The sequence below is a fragment of the Burkholderia sp. KL41 genome (assembly GCF_057005415.2).
Window position 1 is genome coordinate 181,641 of sequence record NZ_CM174446.1, and the last position, 23,682, is coordinate 205,322.

The 23,682-nt window shown below is 68.5% G+C and carries 20 protein-coding genes, 1 tRNA gene and 2 riboswitches; of the genes, 7 read left to right on the plus strand and 14 right to left on the minus strand.

All coding sequences use genetic code 11. From position 1 onward, the window contains the following. Positions 1-91: 91 nt before the first annotated feature. From exaC to PQB87_RS00795, 3 genes are all read left to right on the plus strand, one after another. Positions 92-1,618, plus strand: coding sequence for an acetaldehyde dehydrogenase ExaC (exaC, locus tag PQB87_RS00785; RefSeq protein WP_021163584.1), 1,527 nt, complete (start codon positions 92-94; stop codon positions 1,616-1,618). A 359-nt stretch (positions 1,619-1,977) separates the two neighbouring features. Then, positions 1,978-2,523, plus strand: a complete 546-nt coding sequence (locus PQB87_RS00790) for a hypothetical protein (RefSeq protein WP_059591617.1) — start codon at positions 1,978-1,980, stop codon at positions 2,521-2,523. A 205-nt stretch (positions 2,524-2,728) separates the two neighbouring features. Continuing rightward, entirely contained in the window at positions 2,729-3,760 is a 1,032-nt protein-coding gene (locus tag PQB87_RS00795) for a helix-turn-helix domain-containing protein (protein ID WP_059687891.1), read from the plus strand. 201 nt (positions 3,761-3,961) lie between these two features. Here the strand turns inward: PQB87_RS00795 and PQB87_RS00800 are convergent, their stop codons facing one another. Both PQB87_RS00800 and PQB87_RS00805 read right to left on the minus strand, forming a co-directional pair. Continuing rightward, positions 3,962-5,059: a glycosyltransferase family protein gene (locus tag PQB87_RS00800; protein ID WP_194290280.1), complete on the minus strand. Its 1,098-nt coding sequence runs from the start codon at positions 5,057-5,059 to the stop codon at positions 3,962-3,964. Next, positions 5,056-6,759 (minus strand): thiamine pyrophosphate-binding protein, encoded by a 1,704-nt coding sequence (locus PQB87_RS00805; protein WP_059678233.1) that lies wholly within the window; start codon positions 6,757-6,759, stop codon positions 5,056-5,058. The genes PQB87_RS00800 and PQB87_RS00805 overlap by 4 nt, the downstream gene beginning before the upstream one ends. A gap of 413 nt (positions 6,760-7,172) precedes the next feature. Between PQB87_RS00805 and vapB the strand changes: the two genes are divergently transcribed. Continuing rightward, positions 7,173-7,409 carry a type II toxin-antitoxin system VapB family antitoxin gene (gene vapB, locus PQB87_RS00810; RefSeq protein ID WP_059528333.1) on the plus strand — a complete coding sequence of 79 codons (237 nt, stop codon included), beginning with the start codon at positions 7,173-7,175 and terminating at the stop codon, positions 7,407-7,409. After that, positions 7,409-7,810, plus strand: a complete 402-nt coding sequence (locus PQB87_RS00815) for a type II toxin-antitoxin system VapC family toxin (RefSeq protein ID WP_059687888.1) — start codon at positions 7,409-7,411, stop codon at positions 7,808-7,810. Before vapB ends, PQB87_RS00815 begins: the two co-directional genes overlap by 1 nt. A gap of 86 nt (positions 7,811-7,896) precedes the next feature. Here the strand turns inward: PQB87_RS00815 and PQB87_RS00820 are convergent, their stop codons facing one another. The 8 genes from PQB87_RS00820 to PQB87_RS00855 all read right to left on the minus strand — a co-directional run bounded on the left by PQB87_RS00820 (position 7,897) and on the right by PQB87_RS00855 (position 18,208). Next, positions 7,897-9,285, minus strand: a complete 1,389-nt coding sequence (locus PQB87_RS00820) for an L-serine ammonia-lyase (RefSeq protein WP_021164187.1) — start codon at positions 9,283-9,285, stop codon at positions 7,897-7,899. A 30-nt stretch (positions 9,286-9,315) separates the two neighbouring features. Then, the gene (locus PQB87_RS00825; protein WP_174415863.1) at positions 9,316-10,452 is read right to left on the minus strand and encodes an alginate lyase family protein; all 1,137 of its coding nucleotides are present in this window, start codon (positions 10,450-10,452) and stop codon (positions 9,316-9,318) included. Positions 10,453-10,603: 151 nt separating this feature from the next. Then, entirely contained in the window at positions 10,604-13,531 is a 2,928-nt protein-coding gene (gcvP, locus tag PQB87_RS00830; RefSeq protein WP_489242458.1) for an aminomethyl-transferring glycine dehydrogenase, read from the minus strand. Between the two features lie 63 nt (positions 13,532-13,594). Next, positions 13,595-13,975: a glycine cleavage system protein GcvH gene (gcvH, locus tag PQB87_RS00835; protein ID WP_021164191.1), complete on the minus strand. Its 381-nt coding sequence runs from the start codon at positions 13,973-13,975 to the stop codon at positions 13,595-13,597. A 118-nt stretch (positions 13,976-14,093) separates the two neighbouring features. Next, positions 14,094-15,212 carry a glycine cleavage system aminomethyltransferase GcvT gene (gene gcvT, locus PQB87_RS00840; protein WP_059694458.1) on the minus strand — a complete coding sequence of 373 codons (1,119 nt, stop codon included), beginning with the start codon at positions 15,210-15,212 and terminating at the stop codon, positions 14,094-14,096. A gap of 84 nt (positions 15,213-15,296) precedes the next feature. Further along, positions 15,297-15,430: riboswitch (glycine riboswitch) on the minus strand. Positions 15,431-15,464: 34 nt separating this feature from the next. Further along, a riboswitch (glycine riboswitch) is annotated at positions 15,465-15,565 on the minus strand. A gap of 113 nt (positions 15,566-15,678) precedes the next feature. Continuing rightward, positions 15,679-16,041 carry a hypothetical protein gene (locus tag PQB87_RS00845; RefSeq protein WP_021164193.1) on the minus strand — a complete coding sequence of 121 codons (363 nt, stop codon included), beginning with the start codon at positions 16,039-16,041 and terminating at the stop codon, positions 15,679-15,681. A gap of 170 nt (positions 16,042-16,211) precedes the next feature. After that, complete coding sequence (locus tag PQB87_RS00850) at positions 16,212-17,264, minus strand: oxidoreductase (protein WP_059490274.1); 1,053 nt, start codon at positions 17,262-17,264, stop codon at positions 16,212-16,214. Between the two features lie 236 nt (positions 17,265-17,500). Beyond that, the gene (locus PQB87_RS00855; protein ID WP_489242459.1) at positions 17,501-18,208 is read right to left on the minus strand and encodes an SGNH/GDSL hydrolase family protein; all 708 of its coding nucleotides are present in this window, start codon (positions 18,206-18,208) and stop codon (positions 17,501-17,503) included. A 287-nt stretch (positions 18,209-18,495) separates the two neighbouring features. On the opposite strand from PQB87_RS00855, the gene PQB87_RS00860 reads away from it, so the two are divergent. Then, a complete protein-coding gene (locus PQB87_RS00860; RefSeq protein WP_027788668.1) occupies positions 18,496-20,583 on the plus strand; it encodes a UvrD-helicase domain-containing protein in 2,088 nt (695 codons plus the stop codon). A gap of 164 nt (positions 20,584-20,747) precedes the next feature. On the opposite strand, the gene PQB87_RS00865 is transcribed toward PQB87_RS00860, so the two are convergent. Further along, a complete protein-coding gene (locus PQB87_RS00865; RefSeq protein ID WP_048025223.1) occupies positions 20,748-21,641 on the minus strand; it encodes a c-type cytochrome in 894 nt (297 codons plus the stop codon). Between the two features lie 252 nt (positions 21,642-21,893). Between PQB87_RS00865 and PQB87_RS00870 the strand changes: the two genes are divergently transcribed. Beyond that, a tRNA-Arg gene (locus PQB87_RS00870) sits at positions 21,894-21,969 on the plus strand. Between the two features lie 54 nt (positions 21,970-22,023). Here the strand turns inward: PQB87_RS00870 and PQB87_RS00875 are convergent. Genes PQB87_RS00875 through PQB87_RS00885 form a run of 3 tightly spaced genes read right to left on the minus strand, consistent with a single transcriptional unit; the run spans position 22,024 to position 23,670 of the window. After that, complete coding sequence (locus tag PQB87_RS00875; RefSeq protein ID WP_230954559.1) at positions 22,024-23,055, minus strand: tyrosine-type recombinase/integrase; 1,032 nt, start codon at positions 23,053-23,055, stop codon at positions 22,024-22,026. After that, on the minus strand, positions 22,968-23,381 hold the full coding sequence (locus PQB87_RS00880; RefSeq protein WP_489242460.1) for a helix-turn-helix domain-containing protein: 414 nt from the start codon (positions 23,379-23,381) through the stop codon (positions 22,968-22,970). Before PQB87_RS00880 ends, PQB87_RS00875 begins: the two co-directional genes overlap by 88 nt. Continuing rightward, the gene (locus tag PQB87_RS00885; RefSeq protein WP_489242851.1) at positions 23,308-23,670 is read right to left on the minus strand and encodes a hypothetical protein; all 363 of its coding nucleotides are present in this window, start codon (positions 23,668-23,670) and stop codon (positions 23,308-23,310) included. The genes PQB87_RS00880 and PQB87_RS00885 overlap by 74 nt, the downstream gene beginning before the upstream one ends. Between the last annotated feature and the right edge of the window lie 12 nt (positions 23,671-23,682).

A 23,682-nucleotide genomic window follows, 5' to 3' on the forward strand; every position in this document is an offset into this window, starting at 1 on the left:
CCGTCCCGTTTGGCACGCATGTTGCGTAAACGGATGCAGCGCGATCCAACCGGCGCTGTACGCACACAAGCACGATGAACAGGAGACATGTATGAACCCGTTTGACCTGAAGCAACTGGGCCTCGACGTCGAATACCCGTACCGTCAGCAATACGACAACTACATCGGCGGCAAGTGGGTTCCGCCGGTGAAAGGCGAGTATTTCGAGAACGTGTCGCCGATCAACGGCCAGCCGTTCTGCCGCATTCCGCGCTCGGGCGCCGACGACATCGAGCTGGCGCTCGACGCCGCGCATGCCGCGCGCCGCAAGTGGGGCAAGACGTCCGTGGCCGAGCGCGCGAACCTGCTGCTCGCCGCCGCCGACCGGATGGAAAAGAACCTGAAGCTGCTGGCCGTGGCCGAGACGATCGACAACGGCAAGCCGCTGCGCGAGACGATGGCGGCCGACCTGCCGCTCGCGATCGACCACTTCCGCTACTTCGCGGGCTGCATCCGCGCGCAGGAAGGCGGCATCTCCGAGATCGACGACAACACCGTCGCGTACCACTTCCACGAGCCGCTCGGCGTCGTCGGCCAGATCATCCCGTGGAACTTCCCGCTGCTGATGGCCGCGTGGAAGCTCGCGCCGGCGCTCGCGGCCGGCTGCTGCGTCGTGATGAAGCCGGCCGAGCAGACGCCCGCGTCGGTGCTCGTGCTGATGGAGCTGATCGGCGACCTGTTCCCGGCCGGCACGATCAACATCGTGAACGGCTTCGGCAAGGAAGCGGGCGAAGCGCTCGCGACCAGCAAGCGGATCGCGAAGATCGCGTTCACGGGCTCGACGCCGGTCGGCAAGCACATCCTGCGCGCGGCGGCCGACAGCCTGATCCCGTCGACGGTCGAACTGGGCGGCAAGAGCCCGAACATCTTCTTCGCCGACGTGCTCGACCAGGACGACGCGTTCCTCGACAAGGCGCTCGAAGGGCTCGCGATGTTCGCGCTGAACCAGGGTGAAGTGTGCACGTGCCCGTCGCGGATCCTGATCCAGGAATCGATCTACGAGAAGTTCATCGAGAAGGCGGTCGCGCGCGTCGAGCGCATCAAGGCCGGCCACCCGCTCGACCTGCAGACGATGATCGGCGCGCAGGCGTCGCAGCAGCAGCTCGACAAGATCCTGTCGTACATCGACATCGGCCGCGGCGAAGGCGCGCAATGCCTGACGGGCGGCGAACGCACGGCGCCGGCTGCCGGCCTCGACACGGGCTACTACGTGAAGCCGACGATGCTGCTCGGCAACAACAAGATGCGCGTGTTCCAGGAAGAGATCTTCGGGCCGGTCGCGTCGGTGATGACGTTCAAGGACGAGCAGGAAGCGATCGAACTCGCGAACGACACGTTCTACGGGCTCGGCGCGGGCGTGTGGACGCGCAACGGCACGCGGGCGTACCGGATGGGCCGCGAGGTCGAGGCCGGCCGCGTGTGGACCAACTGCTACCACCTGTACCCCGCGCACGCGGCGTTCGGCGGCTACAAGCAGTCGGGGATCGGCCGCGAGACGCACAAGATGGCGCTGTCGAACTATCAGCAGACGAAGTGCCTGCTGGTCAGCTACCAGGCCGAGGCGCTCGGGTTCTTCTGACCGGGGCGTCGACGCAGTGGCGGAGCGCCGGGGTCGCCCGGCCGGCAGGGCAGCGCCGGCCGGGACGATCGCCGGGGTTCGTTGGCGGGGCGCGTGGCGCGCGGGCTGCGTTCAACGTTCGACGGCCGGGTGACGTTTGCCCGTCCGTCGGGCGTTGCCCATGCGGGTGCGATGCGGCGGCTATCGGCTATCGGCGGGTGGCCGTCGTCCCATCCGGTCACTCGGCACTTCGCCATTTTCGACTTCGACATCCGACCCCCGGTGTCGGCCGAGCATCGTCGCGGCCGGCGCCGGAAACGATACCGGCCGTCGTGTCGTCGCTGCGGCACGGCGCGCCGATGCGTGTAACGAAAACCAGCATGGCAGAACTGCCCCGATCCTTTCCGCGTCACCCCGTGTTCCATGCGGGCGAACTCGACGCGCAGCACCGCTTCGGCGTGGCCGACGAAGCCGAGCGGATGAGCGACGTGGTGACGACACGCGTGAGCATCGGCGTGCGGCAGTTCGTCGAATCTCAGCCGTTCATGTTCATCGCCACTGCGGGCGGCTCGCGCACATCCGTGACCTGCGACATCGTGCCGGGCATGCGCGACGCGAACGGCGATCTGCTGCCGGTCGTCCGCGTGATCGACACGAAGACGCTGCGGTTCGCGTTGCCTGCCGCCCCCGGCGACGGTGGCCGGATCGATGCGGCGGCATGCGACGGCAGCGGCGTCGGGTTGCTGTTCGTCGACTTCGTGCGCGGCATCCGCTACCGGATCAACGGTCGCGCGACGCTGCGCGCCGATTTGCCCGAAGCCGACGCGGCGCCCTGGCCGGCCGGAAGCGCGATCGTCGAGCTGGCGGTCGCGCAGGCGTATGGCAATTGCGGCACGCGGGTCGTGCGGCTGAAGCCGGCCGGGTAGCCGGGATTCGGTGGCCGGCGGCGGTCGAGATGCGCGGTCGTCGCGCGGATCGCACCGGCGGCGTGCGCGGCACGCCGCCTTCGGGTGCGCCCGGATGGCGCGCAACGGCCGGACAACGTGGAATGACGGGCCGTTCGCCGAATCGCGCGGTTCGGCACGGGACTTGCGTGACAGACGCGGTTCCGGGCAGGTGAGGGAGGACACGATGGATCAATACGTGGCGTGTAGCGAAGAACCGACGGCCGAAGACACGCGGCGCAACGCGCAGGGCGACGATGCGCTGGCCGGGCAGGCGGTCGTCAGCGTCGCGCATGACGCCGACGAGCAGGCGCGCAACCTGATCGGCTGGCGGCAGACCTACGACCAGCTCGCGGCCGGCCGTTTCGTCGGCACGCTGACCGAGCTGCCGCTCGACACGATGAAACTGTTTCGGGAATCGACGAGCCACCTGTTGCGCCAGGCCTGCGAGGTGCGCGGTGATGCGTACTGGTTCGGCATCCCGCTCGTGAGCGACGGCACCGCGCGCGTCGATGCGTGCCGCATCGGGCCCGGCGCGCTCGCGTTCCGGCCCGGCAACGTCGAATTCGAACTGGTGACGCCCGCGCAGTTCTCGATCTACGGCATCGTCGTGCGCGGCGACGTGCTGCGTCGTTATGCGGAGGAGGTCGAGCACCGTGCGCTCGACGAGCGGCTGTTCACGCAGCGCGTGATGCAGGTCGGCGATGCGCGGCTCGCGCGCCTGTGCGCGCTGCTCGGCCGCCGGCTCGACGGGGCGGTGGCGATGGCCGGCCCGCTGGCCGATGCGCAGCGCGACGACCTGCAGGCCGAGGTGCTGGCCGCGCTGTTCGACGTGTGCGCGCAACCGGCCGACGACGATGCCGGCCGCGCGCCGTCGATGCGCCGCTGGATCGTCGAACAGGCGCGTGACTACGTGCTCGCGCACCGCACGCGCCCGGTCGGCGTGCCCGAACTGTGCGAGCAGTTGCACGTGAGCCGGCGCACGCTGCAGTACTGCTTCCAGGACGTGCTCGGCATGGCGCCTGCCACCTACCTGCGCACGCTGCGGCTGAACGGTGCGCGGCGCGACCTGTGCGGCCGCGCGGCCGGTTCGGTGCAGGACGTTGCGGAGGCGTGGGGCTTCTGGCATCTCAGCCAGTTCGCGACCGATTACCGGCGACTGTTCGGCAAGCGGCCGTCGGAGACGCTGCGCGATCGCGCGGTGATGGTGGCGGGGTGAGCGCGGGGCGGCAGTCGGGGTGAGCCTGGCTCGGGCTCGGACTCGGACTCGGACTCGGACTCGGACTCGGACTCGGACTCGGACTCGGACTCAGGCTCGGACTCGGACTCGGACTCAGGCTCGGACTCTGGCTCGGACTCAGGCTCAGGCTCAGGCGGTGCGGGCTCGCTATTGCGCTTTCGGCCACGCAGTCCGGTTTTCCTATGCGGCGGTCGCCGTGGCTTTGCGCGGCGCGGGCCAGGCCAGCGCGTCCCAGTCGATCGCCCGGTAAGCGGCCTCGACCGCCGCGAGATCGGCCGGCCGCTCGCTGCGATGCAGCCCGTGCAATTCGGCCGGCACGTCGAGCGCGACCGGCACGCAATGCGGATAGTCGCGCACGCGCAGCGCCGGCCCGATCGTCGTGAAGCACGCGAGCGTCGGCACGTCGAAACCGTCGGCAAGGTGCAGCGCGGCCGTGTCGGGCGCGAACAGCAGGCTGGCGCCCTTGACCCATGCGATGAACCGGGCCGTATCGCCTGCCGCATCGGCGCTCACGTCGACATACGCGGGATGCGCGACCGGCCCGAACCCGGCCACCGGCAAGCCGTAGCGCCGGGCCAGCTGTTCGACGAACGTAGCCCGGAGGGCAGGCGGCACGCTGCGCAACGCGGTGCTCGCGTTCGGACAGAACAGCACGTACGGACGCTGCCATTGCGCGGGCAACGCGGGCAACGGCAGCCGCGCGAGCCAGCGGTTGCGCCTGGCCGACGCCGGCACCGAGGCAGGTTCCACGCCGAGCGCGTCGAGGAAGAAATCGATCATCGGCAACCGCGCGAACGCGGGCCAGTACAGGTGATTGCCGACGTCGATGCAGGGCGCGTCCGCCGGCAGCGCGTCGGCGGGGTACGGCAGCGCGCGCGACGGCGCGACGATGTCGGCCGCGAGCGCGTACAGCGCATCGACGTAGCGCGGCGCGCGGGCAGGCCGGTACAGCGTGAAGCCCAGGCCCGGGTGTGCTGCGCGCAGCGCGGCGAGGGCGGTGAGCCCGATCACCGAATCGCCGAGCGTGACCCCCATCCCGTTGATCACGTGCACCTGCCGGGCGCGGCCATAGTCGAGCCGGAACGGCCGGTGCGCCGCGTGCAGCAGGCCGCGCGCGGGCGCGGCCGCCACGTGGCCGGCGGCACGCGTGTCGCCGTGCTCGAGGTCGTAAGGCGCGACGAGCGTGCCGTCCGGTGCGAGCAGCGTGCCGGGGAGCGCCAGCGCGTCGTCGTGCGACAGCGCGACGGCAGGCGGCGCGGCGTGCGTGCTCACCGTCATCCGCCGCGCGCGCGGCGGCCCTGTTCGCGGATCTGTTCGAGGGTCGCGGCCGGCGTGCTGGCGTCCTGCGGGATGCGGATCTCGATCAGCGCGGGCAGCCCGCAGGTCAGCGCGCGTTCGAGCGCGGGCGCGAAATCGGCGGTGCGCTCGACGGTCTCGCCATGCGCGCCGAATGCGCGCGCATATGCGGCGAAATCGGGATTCGTGAGCCCCGTGCCGTGCACGCGGCCCGGGTAGTTGCGCTCCTGATGCATGCGGATCGTACCGAAATGCCCGTTGTTGACGACGATTGCCACGATGTTCAGCCCGTACTGCATCGCGGTCGCGAGCTCGTTGCCGGCCATCATGAAGCAGCCGTCTCCCGCGAGCGCGACGACGGCGCGCGACGGGTACAGCGACTTCGCGGCGAGCGCGGCCGGCAGCCCGTAGCCCATCGCGCCGCTCGTCGGCGCGAGCTGCGAGCGGAAGTGCCGGTACGCGAAGTGGCGATGCAGCCAGATCGCATAATTGCCGGCGCCGTTGGTGAGGATCGCGTCGTGCGGCAGGCGCTCGCGCAACTGCACCATCACGTCGCCGAGCTGGACGTCGCCCGGCATTGGCAGCGGCGCATGCCATTCGCGATACGCGCGATGCGCGTCGGCGGCGCTGCCGGCCCACGCGGGGTGCTCGGGCGGCTCGAGCGCGGCGAGCGGCGCGGCGATCTCGGGCATCCCGGACACGATCGGCAGGTCGGCCGCATACACGCGGCCGAGCTCGTCCGCGCCCTGGTGCACGTGAACCAGCGTCTGGCGTGTCTTCGGGATGTCGAGCAGCGTGTAGCCGCCGGTCGTCGCTTCGCCGAGGCGCGGCCCGATCACGAGCAGCAGGTCGGCGTCGCGGATGCGCTTCGCGAGCGCGGGGTTGATCCCGAGCCCGACGTCGCCCGCATAGTTCGGGTGCGCGTTGTCGATCGTGTCCTGGTAGCGGAATGCGCAGGCCACCGGCAACTGCCAGCGCTCGACGAAGGTGCGCAGGTTCGCGCACGCGTCGGGCGTCCAGCCGCTGCCGCCGACGATCGCGAACGGACGTTCGGCGCGCGCGAGCCGCTCGCGCAGCTCGTCGAGCTGCGCGGCCGACGGCGCGGCCGCGACGCGTTTCGCGGCCGGCACGACGGGCTGCGGCGCGCAGGCTTCGGACAGCACGTCCTCCGGCAGCGCGAGCACGACCGGGCCGGGCCGGCCGGCGGTCGCGACGTGGAACGCATGGCTCAGGTACTCGGGAATGCGGCGCGGATCGTCGATCTGCGCGACCCATTTCGCCATCTGGCCGAACATCCGGCGGTAGTCGATTTCCTGGAAGGCTTCGCGGTCGAGGTGCTCGCGCGCGCACTGGCCGACGAACAGGATCATCGGCGTCGAATCCTGGAATGCGGTGTGCACGCCGATCGACGCATGGGTCGCGCCGGGCCCGCGCGTGACGAACGCGATGCCGGGGCGGCCGGTCAGCTTGCCGACCGCCTCGGCCATGTTCGCGGCGGCCGCCTCGTGGCGGCAGACGACCGTCTGGATGCGTGCGGTGTCGTCCGCCAGCGCATCGAGTACGGCGAGGAAACTCTCGCCGGGCACGCAGAACACGCGTTCGACGTGATTGGCGAGCAACGCATCGACGAGCAGTCGCGCGCCGGTGGTGGCGGGCTGCTCGAGATCCTTGGAATGCGACATGGGCTGCCGTCTCCCTGGGTAGCGGGACGTACAGCTTACGCCTGTCGGCGGGGCGCCGGTACGCCGGCCGGTGAAAAGTGTCGGAACCCGGAGCGGGTCGGGCGGCGCGTCTTGCATGCTCGCCGGGTTCGGCTGGCCGAAAGGACGACTGGTGCGTGATTGCCGGACGGTGGACAGTGGAGGCTGCCAGCATCGAGCCGGACAGGACGATCCGCCGCCACGGTCAGGCGGGTGGCGAATTGCGTCGAACCACGTGTCTTTTCGCCGCAATTGACCGGCCGCTGGCAGTGGATATCTCCGGCATTTCGCAAGCCGCCCGCGTGATCACTTCGGAGTCGTGTACACACATGGATTTACATTGCCTTGGAAACACCCTAAAGTACATCCATCGTACACACGCATGGGAGATCGACATGCATACCACGAGGGTGTTTCGGAACGGCAACTCGCAGGCCGTACGGATTCCGGCGGATCTTGCTTACGAGCGCAGCGATATCGAGCTCGAAATCGAACGGATCGGCGACGAAATCCGTATTCGGCCCATGCGGCGGCCGTTGACCGGCGTGCTCGAGAAGTTCGCGAAATTCGGGCCGGATTTCATGGCCGAAGGGCGTGGCGACCACGAGCAGGCCGACCGCGAGGGCTTGTGATGGCGCGCTACATGCTCGACACCAACATGTGCATCTACCTGATGAAGAATCAGCCGGAACAGGTCGCGAGACGATTTGCACAGTGCTACACGGGGGACGTCGTGATGTCGGCGATTACCTATGCCGAGCTCGAGTACGGTGTGACCGCGTGTGCAAGTCCGGCCCGGGAGCGCAGCAATCTGGCCGCGCTGATCGAGGATATCCCGGTTGCGCCGTTCGACGCGCCGGCCGCGCAAGCGTACGGCCCTGTCCGCGAAGCGGCCCGCGACCGGAAGAAGGATCATCTCGACAAACTGATCGCGGCGCATGCGGTGTCGCTCGACGTCGTGCTCGTGACCAACAACGAGCGGGATTTCGCGAGCTACCCGGGCGTGCGGCTGGAGAACTGGCTGAGCGACTAGCGTGCCGGCGGGCGTGACGCAAGCGCTCGCCATGTCCGGCGGTCATGCAGGGTATCGATTCGCCCCGCATGACCGCCGTTACCGCATCAGCACTCGACGATATTCACCGCGAGCCCGCCGCGCGACGTTTCCTTGTACTTCGTCTTCATGTCGGCACCGGTCTCGCGCATCGTCTTGATCACCGAATCGAGCGACACGTAGTGCGAGCCGTCGCCGCGCAACGCCATGCGCGCCGCGTTGACCGCCTTCACCGACGCCATCGCGTTGCGCTCGATGCAGGGAATCTGCACCATCCCGCCGACCGGGTCGCAGGTGAGGCCGAGGTTGTGCTCCATCCCGATCTCGGCCGCGTTCTCGACCTGTTGCGGCGTGCCGCCGAGCACGGCCGCGAGCGCGCCCGCCGCCATCGAGCACGCGACGCCCACTTCGCCCTGGCAGCCGACTTCCGCGCCGGAGATCGACGCATTCAGCTTGTAAAGAATGCCGATCGCGGCGGCGGTGAGCAGGAAGTCGATCACGCCCTGCTCGTTCGCGCCCGGCGTGAAGCGCGTGTAGTAGTGCAGCACGGCGGGGATGATGCCGGCCGCGCCGTTGGTCGGCGCGGTCACGACGCGGCCGCCGGCCGCGTTTTCCTCGTTGACCGCGATCGCGTACAGGTTGATCCAGTCGATCATCGACAGCGGATCCTGCAGTGCGCGCTCCGGGCTGCCCGTCAGCGTGCGGTACAGCTGCGGCGCGCGGCGCTTGACCTGGAACGGGCCGGGCAGGTTGCCGTCGGCATCCGGGTTGCCGATTCCGCAGCCGCGCGACACGCACGACTGCATCACCGCCCAGATCTTCAGCAGGCCGTCGCGCGTCTCTTCCTCGGTGTGCCACGCGCGCTCGTTTTCCCACATCAGCTGCGCGATCGACTTGCCGGTCGACTCGGTCAGCGCGAGCAGCTCGGCGCCGGTGCGGAACGGGTGCGTCATCTGCTCGGCCGCGCTCAGCACCTTTGTGTTCGGCGCGCCGGCCGTCACGACGAAGCCGCCGCCGACCGACAGGTAGGTGCGCTCGACCAGCACCGCGCCGTTCGCGTCGCTGGCGCGCAGCTTCATCCCGTTCGGATGCTCGGGCAGCGCCTGGCGGTAGAACGCGATGTTCTCCTTCAGCACGAACGGCACCGGATGCGTGCCGAGCAGCGCGAGCTTCTTCGACTTGCGGACGTCTTCCAGCCGCGCGTCGATCGTGTCGGGATCGACGGTGTCGGGCGCGTCGCCGAGCAGGCCGAGCATCACGCCGCGGTCGGTGCCGTGGCCCTTGCCGGTGGCGCCGAGCGAGCCGTACAGCTCGACCTTCACGTGGGCGGTCGCGTCGAGCATCCCGTCGCGCTCGAGGCCCTGGACGAACATCAGCGCCGCGCGCATCGGCCCGACCGTATGCGAACTGGATGGACCGATACCGATCTTGAAGAGGTCAAAGACGCTGACTGCCATTTCGATTCCTGCCTTGCTTTAAGAGTAGTGCTAGCGCGCCTGCAATGGCAGGCACGCGGCGAGCCATGCGGGCGGCGTTGGGGAAAGTTGCTGCGCGACGCGGGCATAGCGCCCGTCGAGCCGCGCGGCCAGATGAAAGAGTTCGGTGGCGTTTTTCGGGTCCCACTGCCCCGTGTAGCCCGGCAGGCCGGCTTCGCGGCGCTTCGCGTCGAACGGCACCGGCGAATTCACGAATTCCTCGTGCGTTTTCTCGCCGAGCGCGTACGGCACGAGCCAGTCGAGCGCGGCCGCGAGCGTCGCACCGTTCGTGCCGCGCTCGCGGAGCCAGTTGCGGTTGAAGCGGCGCGCGGCGAGCGCGGCCGTCACCAGCGGCTGCAGGTCGTAGACCGCGTAGTGCAGCGCATCGCGCTCCTCGAAGTCCCACGTCTTGCCGTCCGGGCCGATGTTGTCGGCGAGATGCTCGACGAACAGCCGCTGCGCGGCGTTCATCATCCTGCGGTCGCCGAGCGTGAACGCGGACAGCGCGATCAGCTTGATCCGGTGGCTCTGCCAGTTGTTGCGCCAGGTGCCGGTGAGCGGGCGCTTCTGCGCGTCGATCTGCGCGACATAGCCGGCACCGAGCTTCGCGATGAACGCCGCGGTCGCGTTGCGGGTCTTCACCGGCAGCGCGCTTGCCGTCATGTCGTACGCGACGATCAGGCTGTCGAAACGCGTCTCGTCGATCGGGTTGAAGCTCGGCTGGTAGGTGCCGACCCACGCGGACAGGAAGCGGTCGACGAGCTGCAGGTAGCGCGGCGCGTTCGTCACGCGCCACGCGAGCGCGGCATCGCGCATCAGGTCGAGATCCTTCAGCGCGGCGGCGCTCTGGTCGTAGATGCCTTCGTGCGGCAGCGTGCCCTCGGTGTGCACGCGGGCCATCGCCTTCGGCTGCTCGCCGATGCGTGCGTCGACGCTGCGGATCAGCGCCTGGACGCCCGGCTCGGCCTGCGTCGTCTCGCTCGCCTGCAGGGCCGGCGCCGCGCAGAAATTCATCGCCGCGCGCGCGCTGCCGCACGCGCCGAGGCCGGCAGCGGCCAACGACAGCGACGCGACGAACATCGGCACGAAGCGGCGCGCGCGCGGCCGCCCTTGCAGTGCACCATGGCCCGGAAACATCGGACGCACCATGCGGAACTCCTTCATTGGCTGGATCGCGTGTGATGTTAGCTGGATTGGCGCACGAACGTGCACGGGTTCGCGCGGCGAACAAAAAAACCGCACGCAACCCCGGGTTGCGTGCGGTGCGGGCACCATCGGACGGCTCCTGGCCTCGTGTGCGTTATGCGTATTCCGACATCGGCACGCACGAGCAGAACAGGTTGCGGTCGCCGTAGACGTTGTCCGCGCGGCCGACCGGCGGCCAGTACTTGTTCGTGCCGAGCGACGCGACCGGGTACGCGGCCTGCTCGCGCGAGTACGCGTGCGGCCATTCGTTCGCGGTGACGACGGCCGCCGTGTGCGGGGCGTGACGCAGCGGGTTGTCCTCGCGGTCGGTGCGGCCTTCCTCGACCGCACGGATTTCCTCGCGGATCGCGATCATCGCGGCGATGAAGCGGTCGAGTTCCTCCTGCGATTCCGATTCGGTCGGCTCGACCATCAGCGTGCCCGGCACCGGGAAGCTCATCGTCGGCGCGTGGAAGCCGTAATCCATCAGGCGCTTCGCGACGTCGTCGACGGTGATGCCGCTCGATTCCTTGATCGGGCGCAGGTCGAGAATGCACTCGTGCGCCACCAGCCCGCCCGGGCCCGAATACAGCACCGGGTAGTGCGGCGCGAGGCGCTTCGCGATGTAGTTCGCGTTGAGGATCGCGGTTTCCGTCGCGGCGGTCAGGTTCTTCGCGCCCATCATCGCGATGTACATCCACGAGATCGGCAGGATCGACGCCGAGCCGTACGGCGCGGCCGACACCGCGCCGATGCCGTTTTCGTCGCGCGAGTAGCCGGTCGAACGCTGGTTCGGCAGGAACTTCGCGAGGTGCGCGCCGACCGCGACCGGGCCGACGCCCGGGCCGCCGCCGCCGTGCGGGATGCAGAAGGTCTTGTGCAGGTTCAGGTGCGACACGTCGCCGCCGAACTGGCCCGGCGCGGTCAGGCCGACCATCGCGTTCATGTTCGCGCCGTCGACGTACACCTGGCCGCCGTGCGCATGCACGATCTCGCAGATCTCGCGGACGTTCTGCTCGAACACGCCGTGCGTCGACGGATACGTGATCATGATCGCCGCGAGGTCCTTCGCGTGCTCGTCGGCCTTGGCCTTGAGATCGGCGATGTCGACGTTGCCCTGCGCGTCGCAGGCGACGACCACGACCTTCATGCCGGCCATGTGCGCGGAGGCCGGGTTCGTGCCGTGCGCGGATGCCGGGATCAGGCACACGTCGCGGTGCGCTTCGCCGCGCGATGCGTGGTAAGCGTGGATGATCAGCAGGCCCGCGTACTCGCCCTGCGAGCCGGCGTTCGGCTGCAGCGACACGGCCGCGTAGCCGGTGGCCGCGACGAGCATCTGCTCGAGCTGGTCGATCATCTCGCGGTAGCCGACGGTCTGCTCGGCCGGCGCGAACGGGTGGATGCCGCCGAATTCGGGCCACGTGACCGGCAGCATTTCCGACGTCGCGTTCAGCTTCATCGTGCACGAGCCGAGCGGGATCATCGAGCGGTCGAGCGCGAGATCCTTGTCCGACAGGCTGCGCAGGTAGCGCAGCATTTCGGTTTCGGAATGGTGGCGGTTGAACACGTGGTGCGTCAGGTACGCGCTCGTGCGCTCGAGGCCGGCCGGCAGCGCGGCAACGCCGGCAAGGCCCGCATCGAGGGCGTCGATGGCCGGTGCGGTGCCGCCCGCGGCCTGCGCGAACACGGCGAGGAGATCGGCGAGGTCATCGCGCGTCGTCGTTTCGTCGACCGACACGCCGACTTGCGTGTCGCTCACGCGGCGCAGGTTGATGCGCCTGGCCTTCGCGAATTCGTGGACCTGCGCGGTGCGCGCGCCGGTATCGATCGTCAGCGTGTCGAAGAACGTGTCGTTGACGGTCGTGAAGCCGAGCTGCTTCACGCCGGCGGCGAAGAGGGCCGCGATGCGGTTCACGCGCAGCGCGATCGTCTTCAGGCCGTGCGGGCCGTGGTAGACCGCGTACATGCTCGCCATGATCGCGAGCAGCGCCTGCGCGGTACACACGTTCGACGTCGCCTTCTCGCGGCGGATGTGCTGTTCGCGCGTCTGCAGCGCGAGGCGCAGCGCGGGCTTGCCCTGCGCGTCGACCGTCACGCCGACGAGGCGGCCCGGCATCTGGCGCTTGAATTCGTCACGCACCGCGAGATACGCGGCGTGCGGGCCGCCGAAGCCCATCGGCACGCCGAAGCGCTGCGTGTTGCCGATCGCGACGTCCGCGCCCCAGTCGCCGGGCGGCGTCAGCACGGTCAGCGCGAGCAGGTCGGCCGCGACGACCACGTGGCCGCCGGCCGCATGGATCGCTTCGGTGAGCGCACGGTAGTCGCGCACGTCGCCGTTCACGCCCGGGTATTGCAGCAGCACGCCGAATGCATTCGCTTGCGCTGCGTCGGCGGCCGGGCCCGTCTTGACCTCGATGCCGACCGGCAGCGCGCGCGTGCGGATCACTTCGAGCGTTTGCGGCAGCACGTCGTCGGCGACGTAGAACACGTTCGATGCCGGCTTGCCGGTGCGCTGCAGCAGCGTCATCGCTTCGGCGGCGGCGGTGGCTTCATCGAGCAGCGACGCGTTCGAGATCGCGAGGCCCGTCAGGTCGGCGACCATCTGCTGGAAGTTCAGGAGCGCCTCGAGGCGGCCCTGGGAAATTTCGGGCTGGTACGGCGTGTAGGCCGTGTACCACGCCGGGTTTTCGAGCACGTTGCGCAGGATCACGGCCGGCGTGTGCGTGTCGTGGTAACCCTGACCGATATACGAGCGGAACACCTGGTTCTTGTCCGCGAGAACCCGCAGCGCGGCGAGGGCTTCGGCCTCGCTCTTCGGCTGCGCGAACGGGCCGAGCGGCAGCGTTTCGGCGCGGCGGATCGAGGCCGGGATCACGGCGTCGATCAGGGCGGCGCGCGACGCGAAGCCGAGCGTGTCGAGCATGGCCTGCTGGCTGGCGGCGTCGGGGCCGATGTGGCGTTCGGCGAACGCGTCGTGCGTTTCGAGCGCGGCGAGCGAGAGGGGCGTGCGGTTCATCAGGCGGTCCGGGTGTTCGAGCTTCATGGCGTGACTCTGGTCCCGCGCGGGCCGGCCGGCGGCCGGCGTCGCGCGGTTCGGGTAAGGGAATTAGTCGATCAGCTTGCTGTAGGCGGCGGCGTCGAGCAGGCCGTCGGTCGATGCGCCGGCGGCGAGCTTGATCTTGAACAGCCACGTGTCGTACGCGTCGCTGTTCACCTCTTCCGGCGTGTCGATGGCGTCCGCGTTGATCGCGACCACCTCGCCCGACACCGGTGAATAGATGTCCGACGCCGCTTTCACCGATTCGACGACGCCGATCGCGTCGCCCGCCTTCACCTGCTTGCCGACGGCCGGCAGTTCGAGGAAAACGATGTCGCCGAGCGTGTTCTGCGCGTGATCGGTGATGCCGACCGTCAGCGTGCCGTCGGCTTCAGTGCGGATCCACTCGTGTTCGTCGGTGTACTTCAGATCGGCCGGGACGTTGCTCATCGGATGCTCCTGATAAAAGGGTTTGTTCGTTTTGCTGGCGCGCCCGTCGGGGCGCGCCGGGTGTGGTGTTGCGCCGGGCGCCATCTCCCGGCTTCCCGGGAGGCGGGCCTCCCGGCCGTTACGCAGCGAGGACCTTGCCGTTGCGCACGAACGGCAGTTTTACCACGCGCGCGGGAAGATTCTTGTCTCGAATTTGCACCTGGACCACGTCGCCGATCTGGACGGCCGCCGGCACGCGCGCGAACGCGATCGATTCCTGCATCGACGGCGAGAACGTGCCGCTCGTGATCTCGCCTTCGCCGTGCGGCGTGACGACCTTCTGGTGCGCGCGCAGCACGCCGCCCGCCTTGCCGTTTTCCTTCTGCAGGATCAGGCCGACGAACGCGGCGCGGGTGCCGTTTGCTTCAAGGGCGGCGCGGCCGACGAAGTCGCGCGGCGCGCCGAGGTCGACCGTCCACGCGAGGCCCGCGTCGAGCGGGGAGACGGTGTCGTCCATGTCCTGGCCGTACAGGTTCATGCCGGCCTCGAGGCGCAGCGTGTCGCGCGCGCCGAGCCCGCACGGGCGCACGCCGTTCTGCTGCAGCGCGTTCCACAGCGCTTCGACGTGCACGGCCGGGACGATCACTTCGAAGCCGTCTTCGCCGGTATAGCCGGTGCGTGCGACGGTGAGATCGCCGAACGGCGTGCCGGCGACCTGCGCGGCGTTGAACGGCTTCAGCTCGCTCGTCGCGGCACGCGCGGCGGGCACGGTCGCCCAGGCCTTTTCGCGGGCGTTCGGGCCCTGTACGGCGATGATCGCGAAATCGCGGCGCGGCGCGATCGTGACGCCGTAGCCGCCTTGCTCGTTCAGCTGGTTGAACCACGCGATGTCTTTCTCGGCCGTGCCGGCGTTGACGACGACGCGGAAGAATTCTTCGGTGAAGTAGTAGACGATCAGGTCGTCGATGACGCCGCCCTGCGGATTGAGCAGGCACGAGTAGAGTGCCTTGCCGGGCGTCTTGAGCTTGCCGACGTTGTTCGCGATCGCGTGCTCGAAGAACGCGCGCACGCGGCTGCCGGTGAAATCGACGACGCACATGTGCGACACGTCGAACATGCCGGCGTCGGTGCGCACGGCTTCATGTTCTTCGATCTGCGAGCCGTAGTTGACGGGCATGTCCCAGCCGCCGAAGTCGACCATGCGGGCATTGAGCGCGCGGTGCGCGGCGTTGAGCGGGGTGTGATTCAGTGCAGTCATCGAGGCCTCAGGCAAGGCGCTTGCGCGCGGATCAGAACGGCCATGTGCCGACCACCGCGGCCGACGGCCTGCGAGCGATCCGGTACATGCCCCTCTGTCCTCGATACCTGAGAGATTGCGCTGCCGGCCTGGCCTGGCGAACGCGCGCCCCTTCGGTGGGCAGCCTGCCCGCGCAGCCTATGCGCTGCGGGCTACTGCCGCTCTCCAGAGTGCGGGGAGTGTGTGGCCCGCGCGATGCACGGACGAGGTTCCCCGACGCGGTCGGTCCTTTTGCCTGAGAGTTTGCGGGTGTGCCCCTTCGGCGGCGCAACCGGCTGAAACAGCACGGTCACACGCTCTCCCGACGCGTGCGGGCGACTGTACGCGAGCAGGTGGGCCTTGTCAATTTGAGCAAAAGAATGTCGCTTCGCGACAAGCGGCGGCAACCGGCGCCGCCGCTTTTTCCGCGCCGGCGGGCGCCGGTGCGTTACTCGCCGATCGCGCGCGCGGCCGTGTCGAGTTCCTGGTTCAGCACGCGCTGCTCGTCGCCGGACAGGCCGCCGCTGTGCTGCGCGGACATGTCGTTCGCTTCCTGGCGGATCACGTCGAGGCGGTGGTGAAGCTGCGCGCCGTACGGCGGCGGGTAGTAGCCGCCGTTCACGCGCGCATCGATGCGGCGGTGCAGGTTCTCGATCCGGCCCTGGATCTGCTGCATCCGCTCGTTCGCGACGACCTGCGGATTCGGCCGCGGCGGAGGGGCCGGGCGAACCGGCTGCTGCGGCTGCACGATACAGGCCGCAAGCGAGGAAACCAGGACGCAGCACGCTGCTGCGCGAATCAACCGTTGCATCAACATTCTCCAGACGGATTGGTGTCGGATCGACTTTTTCGAGAAACGCGTCAGACCGGTCGGACGCTGACTTTCGTTCCCCCGGCATTTGTAACCGAATGTTCCTGTAATCGAATCCGCCGGGCCGGCCGCGCGCGTGCCGGCCGGCCGCGACCGGCACGCGCGCGGTGTCAGATCGTGCGGCGCACGAACGGCAGCCGGCGGCCGTCGTGCTCGCTCTGCGCGGCGAGCTCGATGATCGTCATCACGTCGACGGCATCCTGCGTGGTGACGGGGAACGGCGCGCCGTCGCGGATCGACGCGGCGAGCGCGCGGTAGAACTCCGCGTACTGGCCGTCGAGTGTCGGCACCGGGCGTTCGACCTCGACCTCGCCGTCGAGCACGCGCAGCAGGCCCGGCGGATTGCCGCCGCCGAATTCGACGTCGTCCGCGGTGAGGCCGGCCTTGAGCTGGTCTTCCTGCGTGTCGAGCCCGAACTTCTGGTAGCTGCCGCGCGTGCCGTGCAGCGTGAAGCGCGCGGGTTCGATCGCCGACAGCGCGCTCGCATGCAGCGCCACTTCCTTGTCCGGATAACCGAGCTGCAGGTGCACGAAATCGGGCGCCGTGCCGTTGTCGCGACGGGTCTTGACGGTCGCGCCCACCGTTTCGGGTAGGCCGAACAGCGCGAGCGCCTGGTCGATCAGGTGCGGGCCGAGGTCGAGCAGCAGGCCGCCGCCGCGGGCGGGTTCCTCGCGCCAGCGCGTGCGCGGCGTCGGGCGGAAGCGGTCGAAGTGCGACGCGAAATACGTGAGCCGGCCGAGCTCGCCCGATTCGACGATGCGGCGCACGGTGAGGAAATCGCCGTCCCAGCGGCGGTTGTGGAACGGCGCGAACAGCCGGCTGCGCGCGTTCGCGAGCCGCGCGAGCGCAAGCGCCTCGTCGGCGGTGAGCGTGACGGGCTTGTCGACGACCACGTGGCGGCCGGCTTCGAGTACCTGGCGCGCGAGCGTGAAGTGCGTGTCGTTCGGCGTGGCGATCACCACGCATTCGATGTCGTCGAGGCCGAGCAGCGTGTCGAGATCGGGGACGACGCGCGCGCCCGGATACGCGGCCTGCGCGCGATCGGGCTGCCCCGTCGCGATCGCGGCGACTTCAGTGCGGCCGCTCGTGGCGATGACCGGCGCGTGGAACGTCGCGCCGGCGAAACCGAAACCCATCAAACCAATCCTGAGCAATGACGACATGGCAATCCCTGGCTGCGAAGGAAACTAAAGGATGGTGCGCCGAGACGGCGCGAAGACGACCGGCTATTTTGGCATGGCGCCGCCGCTCGTACCGGGGCGTTCGGGCGAAACGCGCCGTGCGATGCGGCGCTTGCGCAAGCAAGGCCGGCATTTTGCGCGCGCCCGTGTGCCGTCCGTGCGGGGTTTCGCCTGCCGGCCCGCGCGGTGAAAGGCCGGTGCCGGGGCGTCGTGGTACGTCATGCGGCCGTCCGGCGCAGCACGGCGGCGGCGACCTGCGTGGCCCACACCGTGCAGGCGGCGGCACCGGGGTGGAAGCCGTCGGCGGCCATCAGATGGCGCTCGAGCGGCAGCTCGACGCGCAGGAACGTGCAGTGCGGCTGCGTCGCGGCCCAGCCGGCGAGCGCCGTGTTGAGCCGTTTCGCGCGCAACCCGAGATACCACGCGAGCGGCTGCGGCAGCGCCGGAAAGCGCTCCATCGGCGGCACCGCCGACAGGATCGCGTGGCCGACCCGGAAGCGCGTGACGAGCAGCCGGACGAGCTCGGCCTGCTGCGCCTGCCAGCGGGCCGGCGATACGCCGCCCGTCACGTCGTTGACGCCGAGCGACGTGACGGCCACGTCGAACGGCTCGGCCGGTTCGGCGGCGAGCCAGTCGACGAGCTCCCGCGTGGTCAGGCCCGTGCGCGCGAGCAGCTTCCAGTGCACGCGGTGCGTGGCCGCGAGCGCGTTCGCCAGCTGCCCGGACAGCGCGTCGCGCTGCGTCGCGACGCCGACGCCTGCGGCGGCCGAATCGCCGACCACCAGCACGCGCAGCGGCGGGCCGTCGCCCGCCACGCCGTCGCGCGGGCCGGCCGCCTCGGGCAGGCGCGGTGTGACGCGGCGCACGTAGCGCCCCTGCGCGAACAGCAGCGGGCCAAGGGCGGCGGTGGCGAACGGGTATCCCATGATGTCGATCCGGTGGCGATTCAGGCGATTCAGGCGGTTGGGCGCGGGGCGGCGCCGGGTGGAGATATTGTGGCCGATCGCTGCGCGAACGGGGCCGGATTGGCCGCACGGACAAGGGGCGGCGGCGGAATCCGCCCGCGCGGCCCCGTCCGGCGGCGCTCCCGAAAAGCGCGCCGCCGACGTGTTAACATGCGCGTCCTGCCCCGCGTGTCCGCCTGCTTCGCCAGCCTGTCGCGCACGGCATCCTCCCGGCATTCCGCCGTCAACCAGCAACACCATCCGCCATCATGTCCGCAGGCCTCAATCCCGCCCAGAACGAAGCGGTGCGCTATCTCGACGGTCCCTGTCTCGTGCTCGCCGGCGCGGGCAGCGGCAAGACCCGCGTGATCACGCAAAAGATCGCGCACCTGATCGAAGCGAAAGGCTTCGAGCCGCGCCACATCGCGGCCGTCACGTTCACGAACAAGGCGGCCGCCGAAATGCGCGAGCGCGTGGGGAAGCTGCTCGAGGGCAAGACGCTCACCACGCCCGGCAAGGAAGGGCGCAAGGTGCCCGTCAACCAGCTCACCGTCTGCACGTTCCACTCGCTCGGCGTGCAGATCCTGCGCCAGGAGGCCGAGCACGTCGGCCTGAAGCCGCAGTTCTCGATCATGGATTCGGACGACTGCTTCGGGATGATCCAGGAGCAGCTCGGCACGACCGACAAGGGGCTGATCCGCAAGATCCAGAGCATCATCTCGCTGTGGAAGAACGGCCTGATCATGCCCGACGAGGCGATGGCGATCGCGGCCAACGAGGACGAGCACCAGGCCGCGCTGGTCTACCGCAACTACGTCGCGACGCTGCACGCGTACCAGGCGGTCGACTTCGACGACCTGATCCGCCTGCCGGCCGAGCTGTTCGCGAAGAACGAGCAGGTGCGCGACCGCTGGCAGAACAAGCTGCGCTACCTGCTGATCGACGAGTACCAAGACACCAACGCGTGCCAGTACGAACTGCTGAAGCTGCTCGCGGGCCCGCGCGCCGCGTTCACGGCGGTCGGCGACGACGACCAGGCGATCTACGGCTGGCGCGGTGCGACGCTCGAGAACCTCGCGCAGCTCGGCAAGGATTTCCCGAAGCTGCACCTGGTCAAGCTCGAGCAGAACTACCGGTCGACGGTGCGCATCCTCACCGCCGCGAACAACGTGATCGCGAACAACCCGAAACTGTTCGAGAAGAAGCTGTGGTCCGAGCACGGGATGGGCGATTCGATCACCGTCACGCCGTGCAACGACGAGGAGCATGAAGCCGAATCGGTCGTGTTCCGGCTGTCCGCGCACAAGTTCGAGCGGCGCGCGCAGTTCCGCGACTACGCGATCCTGTATCGCGGCAACTTCCAGGCGCGCATCTTCGAGCAGGTGCTGCGGCGCGAACGCATTCCGTACGTGCTGTCGGGCGGCCAGTCGTTCTTCGACAAGGCCGAGATCAAGGACCTGTGCGCGTACCTGCGGCTGATCGCGAACGCCGACGACGATCCCGCGTTCATCCGCGCGGTCACGACGCCGCGCCGCGGGATCGGCAACACGACGCTCGAGGCGCTCGGCTCGTTCGCGGGCCAGGCGAAGGTGTCGTTGTTCGAAGCGGTGTACATGGGCGGCATCGAGGCGCGGCTGTCGGCGCGCCAGGTCGAGCCGCTGCGGATGTTCTGCGACTTCATCCAGCGCCTGACCGAGCGCGCGGACAAGGAGCCCGCGACCGTCGTGCTCGACGACATGATGGAGGCGATCCACTACGAGGCGTACCTGTACGACGCGTTCGACGAGCGCCAGGCGCAGTCGAAGTGGCAGAACGTGCTCGAATTCCTCGAATGGCTGAAGCGCAAGGGCACCAAGCCCGAGACGGAAGCCGTCGACGGCGAGGCCGAAGGCTTCCACAACGCCGACGGGCTCGCCGATACCGGCAAGAACCTGCTCGGCCTGATCCAGACCGTCGCGCTGATGTCGATGCTCGAGGGCAAGGACGAGGATCCGGACGCCGTGCGGCTGTCGACCGTCCATGCGTCGAAGGGGCTCGAGTATCCGCACGTGTTCCTGGTCGGTGTCGAGGAAGGCATCATGCCGCACCGCGGCGGCAGCGAGGACGACGGCCCGATCGACAACGAGCGGATCGAGGAGGAGCGCCGGCTGATGTACGTCGCGATCACGCGTGCGCAGCGCAGCCTGCACCTGAACTGGTGCAAGAAGCGCAAGCGGGCGCGCGAGACGGTCGTGTGCGAGCCGTCGCGCTTCATTCCGGAGATGGGGCTCGACGATGCGCCGCCGCCTACCCCCGAAGAGGCGCCGATGTCGCCGAAGGACCGGCTCGCCAGCCTGAAGGCGTTGCTGCAGAAGTGACGCCGCGGCGCCGTCGGGTGTGCGGTGTTTCGACGATCTGACAGTCAGCCGGTCAGCCGGTCAGCCGGTCAGCCGGTCAGCCGGTCAGCCGGTCAGCCGGCCAGGCAAAAAACAAACCCCCGCGGTGCGCGTGCGCCGCGGGGGTTTTTTCTGGCCGGCCGGTGTTACTTCGCCGAGTTGACCATGTAGTCGACGGCGGCCTTCACGTCGGCGTCGGATGCGTTCGACCCGCCCTTCGGCGGCATCGCGCCCTTGCCGTGCAGCGCGTAGTTGTAGACCGTGTCCATCGAGTCCTTCAGGCGCGGCGCCCAGTCTTCCTTGCTGCCGAACTTCGGCGCGCCGAGCACGCCGGCTCCGTGGCAGGCCACGCAGGTCGACGAGTACAGTGCCTTGCCGGCGGTTGCGGCATCGGCGCTGGCCGGGGCGGCCGCCGGTTGTTCGCCGGCCTTCGGGATCGCGGCGATCGCGGCCTGCGCGGCGGCGATCTGCGCGCTCGCGGCGTCGGCCGGGCCGGATGCGCCTGCCGCGCCGCTGGCGGGCTGCGCCGCGTTGGCGGCCGGTGCGGCCGGTTCGGGGAAGTTCGCGCCGTCGTTGTTCGCCATGTAGACGATCGCGCGGGCGATTTCATAGTCGCTGACGTCGTCGGGGCTCGTGCCGCCGCGCGGCGGCATCGCGCCCTTGCCGGCCAGTGCCGTCTTCAGCAGCGTGTCGAAGCCTTGCGAGATGCGCGGCGCCCAGTCGTCCTTGTTGCCGAATTTCGGCGCGCCGGCGGCGCCCGTGCCGTGGCAGGTCACGCAGACGGCCTTGTAGACAGCCTCGCCGGTCTTGTACGTGCGGGGCGCGTTGGCGTCCTTCACTTCGACCTGCGCGAGCGGGGCGATACGCGCGGCGACCTGCTCGTCGGATAGCGCGTCCGTGCCGGCGCCGGCGCGGAACGCATGGTTCGCATAATTGGCGAACAGGACGATCAGGATGATCGGAATCGCGAACGACGCGATGATGACGGCAATCAGCTGCCCGGGGGTTTTGACGGGAGATTCGTGGGGTGCTTCGCTCATGCTTGCCTCGTCTCCGTGAATAGGAATTGTGAGCGCGGTGCAACGGCAAAATGGCAGTCCAATGAAGCACGGACGATTATAGACGGAACGTTTACATCACGGCGAGCGGTGCGATGGCGCGTGTTTACCCGCACGCAGCACGGTGCGGCGGGGATTCGTCGGGCAAGGTGGACGCGTCATGGGAAACCGGGTATCCTTGCCGTCTTGCCAATCGTGGGCGGCCTGTATATTGGGGTCGTTTCACTGTCACACGCGCCCGTAGCTCAATGGATAGAGTACTGCCCTCCGAAGGCAGGGGTTGCTGGTTCGATCCCAGCCGGGCGCGCCAAGCCTAGTAAGGCTCTCAGCGGTTTCCTCCCTTCGTCGGACAGACTCATTGCAGCTAAATTGCAGCTAGGATCGGCGCCGGCTCGGCCGTCAGCGGCGTGACCCAATGCGCCAGGTGGTCTGCTGACAGGTGCGCGTACCGCTGCACCATTTCCAGCGTTTCCCACCCGCCCAGCTCCTTCAAGACTTGTAGCGGCGTGCCGCGCTGCACATGCCAGCTCGCCCAGGTGTGGCGCAGATCGTGCCACCGAAAATCGCGGATACGAGCACGCTTCAGAGCCTTGCGCCAGGCTTCGGTCACGGTTTGATAGACGGGCCGGCCGTGATACACAAACACGCTGTCGACGAAGTCGGGATCCCGTCGCTTCGGGAGCTGCCGGCGCAACACCGCGATCGCAGTATCCGACAGGGGCACCGTGATCGCCTTCTTCGCCTTCGCCTGGTCTGGATGGATCCATGCGACGCGCCGGACGATGTCGACCTGCGACCACTGCAGTCCTGTCACGTTCGAGCGGCGTAACCCCGTCTCGAGCGCGAAGCGCGCCATGTCGGCCAGGTGATCGGGCAGCTCGGCGAGCAGCCGTTCGGCCTCTGCCTGCGTGAGCCACCGGATCCGCTTCTGCACGACTTTCGCGCGTTTCGTCACCGGCACGCGATCCAACCATTCCCACTCGACTGCAGCGTTCAGCACGGCCTTCAACACGCCGATCACACGCGTCACGGTGCCGGCGCTCACGCACTGGTCGGTCGTGACGATTCCGCGCTTCGTGCGGATGACCTTCGGTTCCCTCCTTTTCGCCTGAGCGATTGCGTCGATTTTGTCGCGGTCGATGTCTGCCAGCGGGACACCGGACAGGTGTTGGTCGAGCCATCGTAGGTGCGTTTTCGACGTTTCCAGGCTCGACAGTCCGTCACGGTCGCTGATGTATCGGACGACGGCGTCGTTCCAGGTGTAGCGCGGTTTCGTGCCGAGCCGCGCCTGGTTCCAAAGGTCGACCTTCAGTCGATCGTGAAACTCCTGGGCCTGCGTTTTGTTGCTGGTTCCAGTGCTGCCTTGTAGCGGCGTTCCGCCGCCAGGGGGGTACAGCTTGTATTGCCAGTTGGGACTGGTCTTCCGTTTGTAGAGCGACATTTTTCAACTTCTCCAGGACGTTCGCCCTGCACAACTCGCGGGATCCATTCTCCGGCGAGGTAACGCTGCAGGGCAACCGTCGAAAACATCCAGCGCTTCCCGACCTTGCGGCCCGGTACGTCGCCGGCCTTTGCCTTCAAGCGCACCGTTTCCGGATGCGCGCCGAGCAGCGCGGCGGCTTGCTCGAGGTTGATGGTGTGCATCGGGCTATCTCCCGAGCGTGACGCGGCGGGGGGAAGGGCAAAACAACTCGTGGATTCGTGGCATGCCCTGTTTTCCATACGCAACCATTTGATTTTTAAGGTTTTCGTTTGCCATCATTTGCCACGAAAAGCACGTGGCATGCCCTTCTAACTCGTGGCCTAAAAAATAGGCAGCGTTTCCGACTCGTGGCAAAGCGCGCCCGACTCGTGGCGTGGATTTCCCGATGATTTCCGGCCCTTCCCCGTATTCTTTCTTCTTCTTTTTCAATGAATTAGAGAGAAGAGAAAAAGGGGCGATGGCGGCCGGCGAAAAAACGGGACTAGTGGCAAAAAAGGCCCGACTAGTGGCAAATTGAATGCGATTCATGGCGGCACACTT

Coding starts and splice junctions, on each gene's coding strand:
- PQB87_RS00860 (WP_027788668.1), top strand. CDS start 18,496: ATGTCCGCAGGCCTCAATCCCGCCCAGAACGAAGCGGTGCGCTATCTC.
- PQB87_RS00815 (WP_059687888.1), top strand. CDS start 7,409: ATGGCGCGCTACATGCTCGACACCAACATGTGCATCTACCTGATGAAG.
- PQB87_RS00865 (WP_048025223.1), bottom strand. CDS start 21,641: ATGAGCGAAGCACCCCACGAATCTCCCGTCAAAACCCCCGGGCAGCTG.
- PQB87_RS00790 (WP_059591617.1), top strand. CDS start 1,978: ATGGCAGAACTGCCCCGATCCTTTCCGCGTCACCCCGTGTTCCATGCG.
- PQB87_RS00850 (WP_059490274.1), bottom strand. CDS start 17,264: ATGTCGTCATTGCTCAGGATTGGTTTGATGGGTTTCGGTTTCGCCGGC.
- PQB87_RS00880 (WP_489242460.1), bottom strand. CDS start 23,381: ATGGAAAACAGGGCATGCCACGAATCCACGAGTTGTTTTGCCCTTCCC.
- gcvT (WP_059694458.1), bottom strand. CDS start 15,212: ATGACTGCACTGAATCACACCCCGCTCAACGCCGCGCACCGCGCGCTC.
- PQB87_RS00800 (WP_194290280.1), bottom strand. CDS start 5,059: ATGACGGTGAGCACGCACGCCGCGCCGCCTGCCGTCGCGCTGTCGCAC.
- gcvH (WP_021164191.1), bottom strand. CDS start 13,975: ATGAGCAACGTCCCGGCCGATCTGAAGTACACCGACGAACACGAGTGG.
- vapB (WP_059528333.1), top strand. CDS start 7,173: ATGCATACCACGAGGGTGTTTCGGAACGGCAACTCGCAGGCCGTACGG.
- PQB87_RS00855 (WP_489242459.1), bottom strand. CDS start 18,208: ATGGGATACCCGTTCGCCACCGCCGCCCTTGGCCCGCTGCTGTTCGCG.
- exaC (WP_021163584.1), top strand. CDS start 92: ATGAACCCGTTTGACCTGAAGCAACTGGGCCTCGACGTCGAATACCCG.
- PQB87_RS00820 (WP_021164187.1), bottom strand. CDS start 9,285: ATGGCAGTCAGCGTCTTTGACCTCTTCAAGATCGGTATCGGTCCATCC.
- gcvP (WP_489242458.1), bottom strand. CDS start 13,531: ATGAAGCTCGAACACCCGGACCGCCTGATGAACCGCACGCCCCTCTCG.
- PQB87_RS00805 (WP_059678233.1), bottom strand. CDS start 6,759: ATGTCGCATTCCAAGGATCTCGAGCAGCCCGCCACCACCGGCGCGCGA.
- PQB87_RS00795 (WP_059687891.1), top strand. CDS start 2,729: ATGGATCAATACGTGGCGTGTAGCGAAGAACCGACGGCCGAAGACACG.
- PQB87_RS00885 (WP_489242851.1), bottom strand. CDS start 23,670: ATGAATCGCATTCAATTTGCCACTAGTCGGGCCTTTTTTGCCACTAGT.
- PQB87_RS00845 (WP_021164193.1), bottom strand. CDS start 16,041: ATGCAACGGTTGATTCGCGCAGCAGCGTGCTGCGTCCTGGTTTCCTCG.
- PQB87_RS00825 (WP_174415863.1), bottom strand. CDS start 10,452: ATGGTGCGTCCGATGTTTCCGGGCCATGGTGCACTGCAAGGGCGGCCG.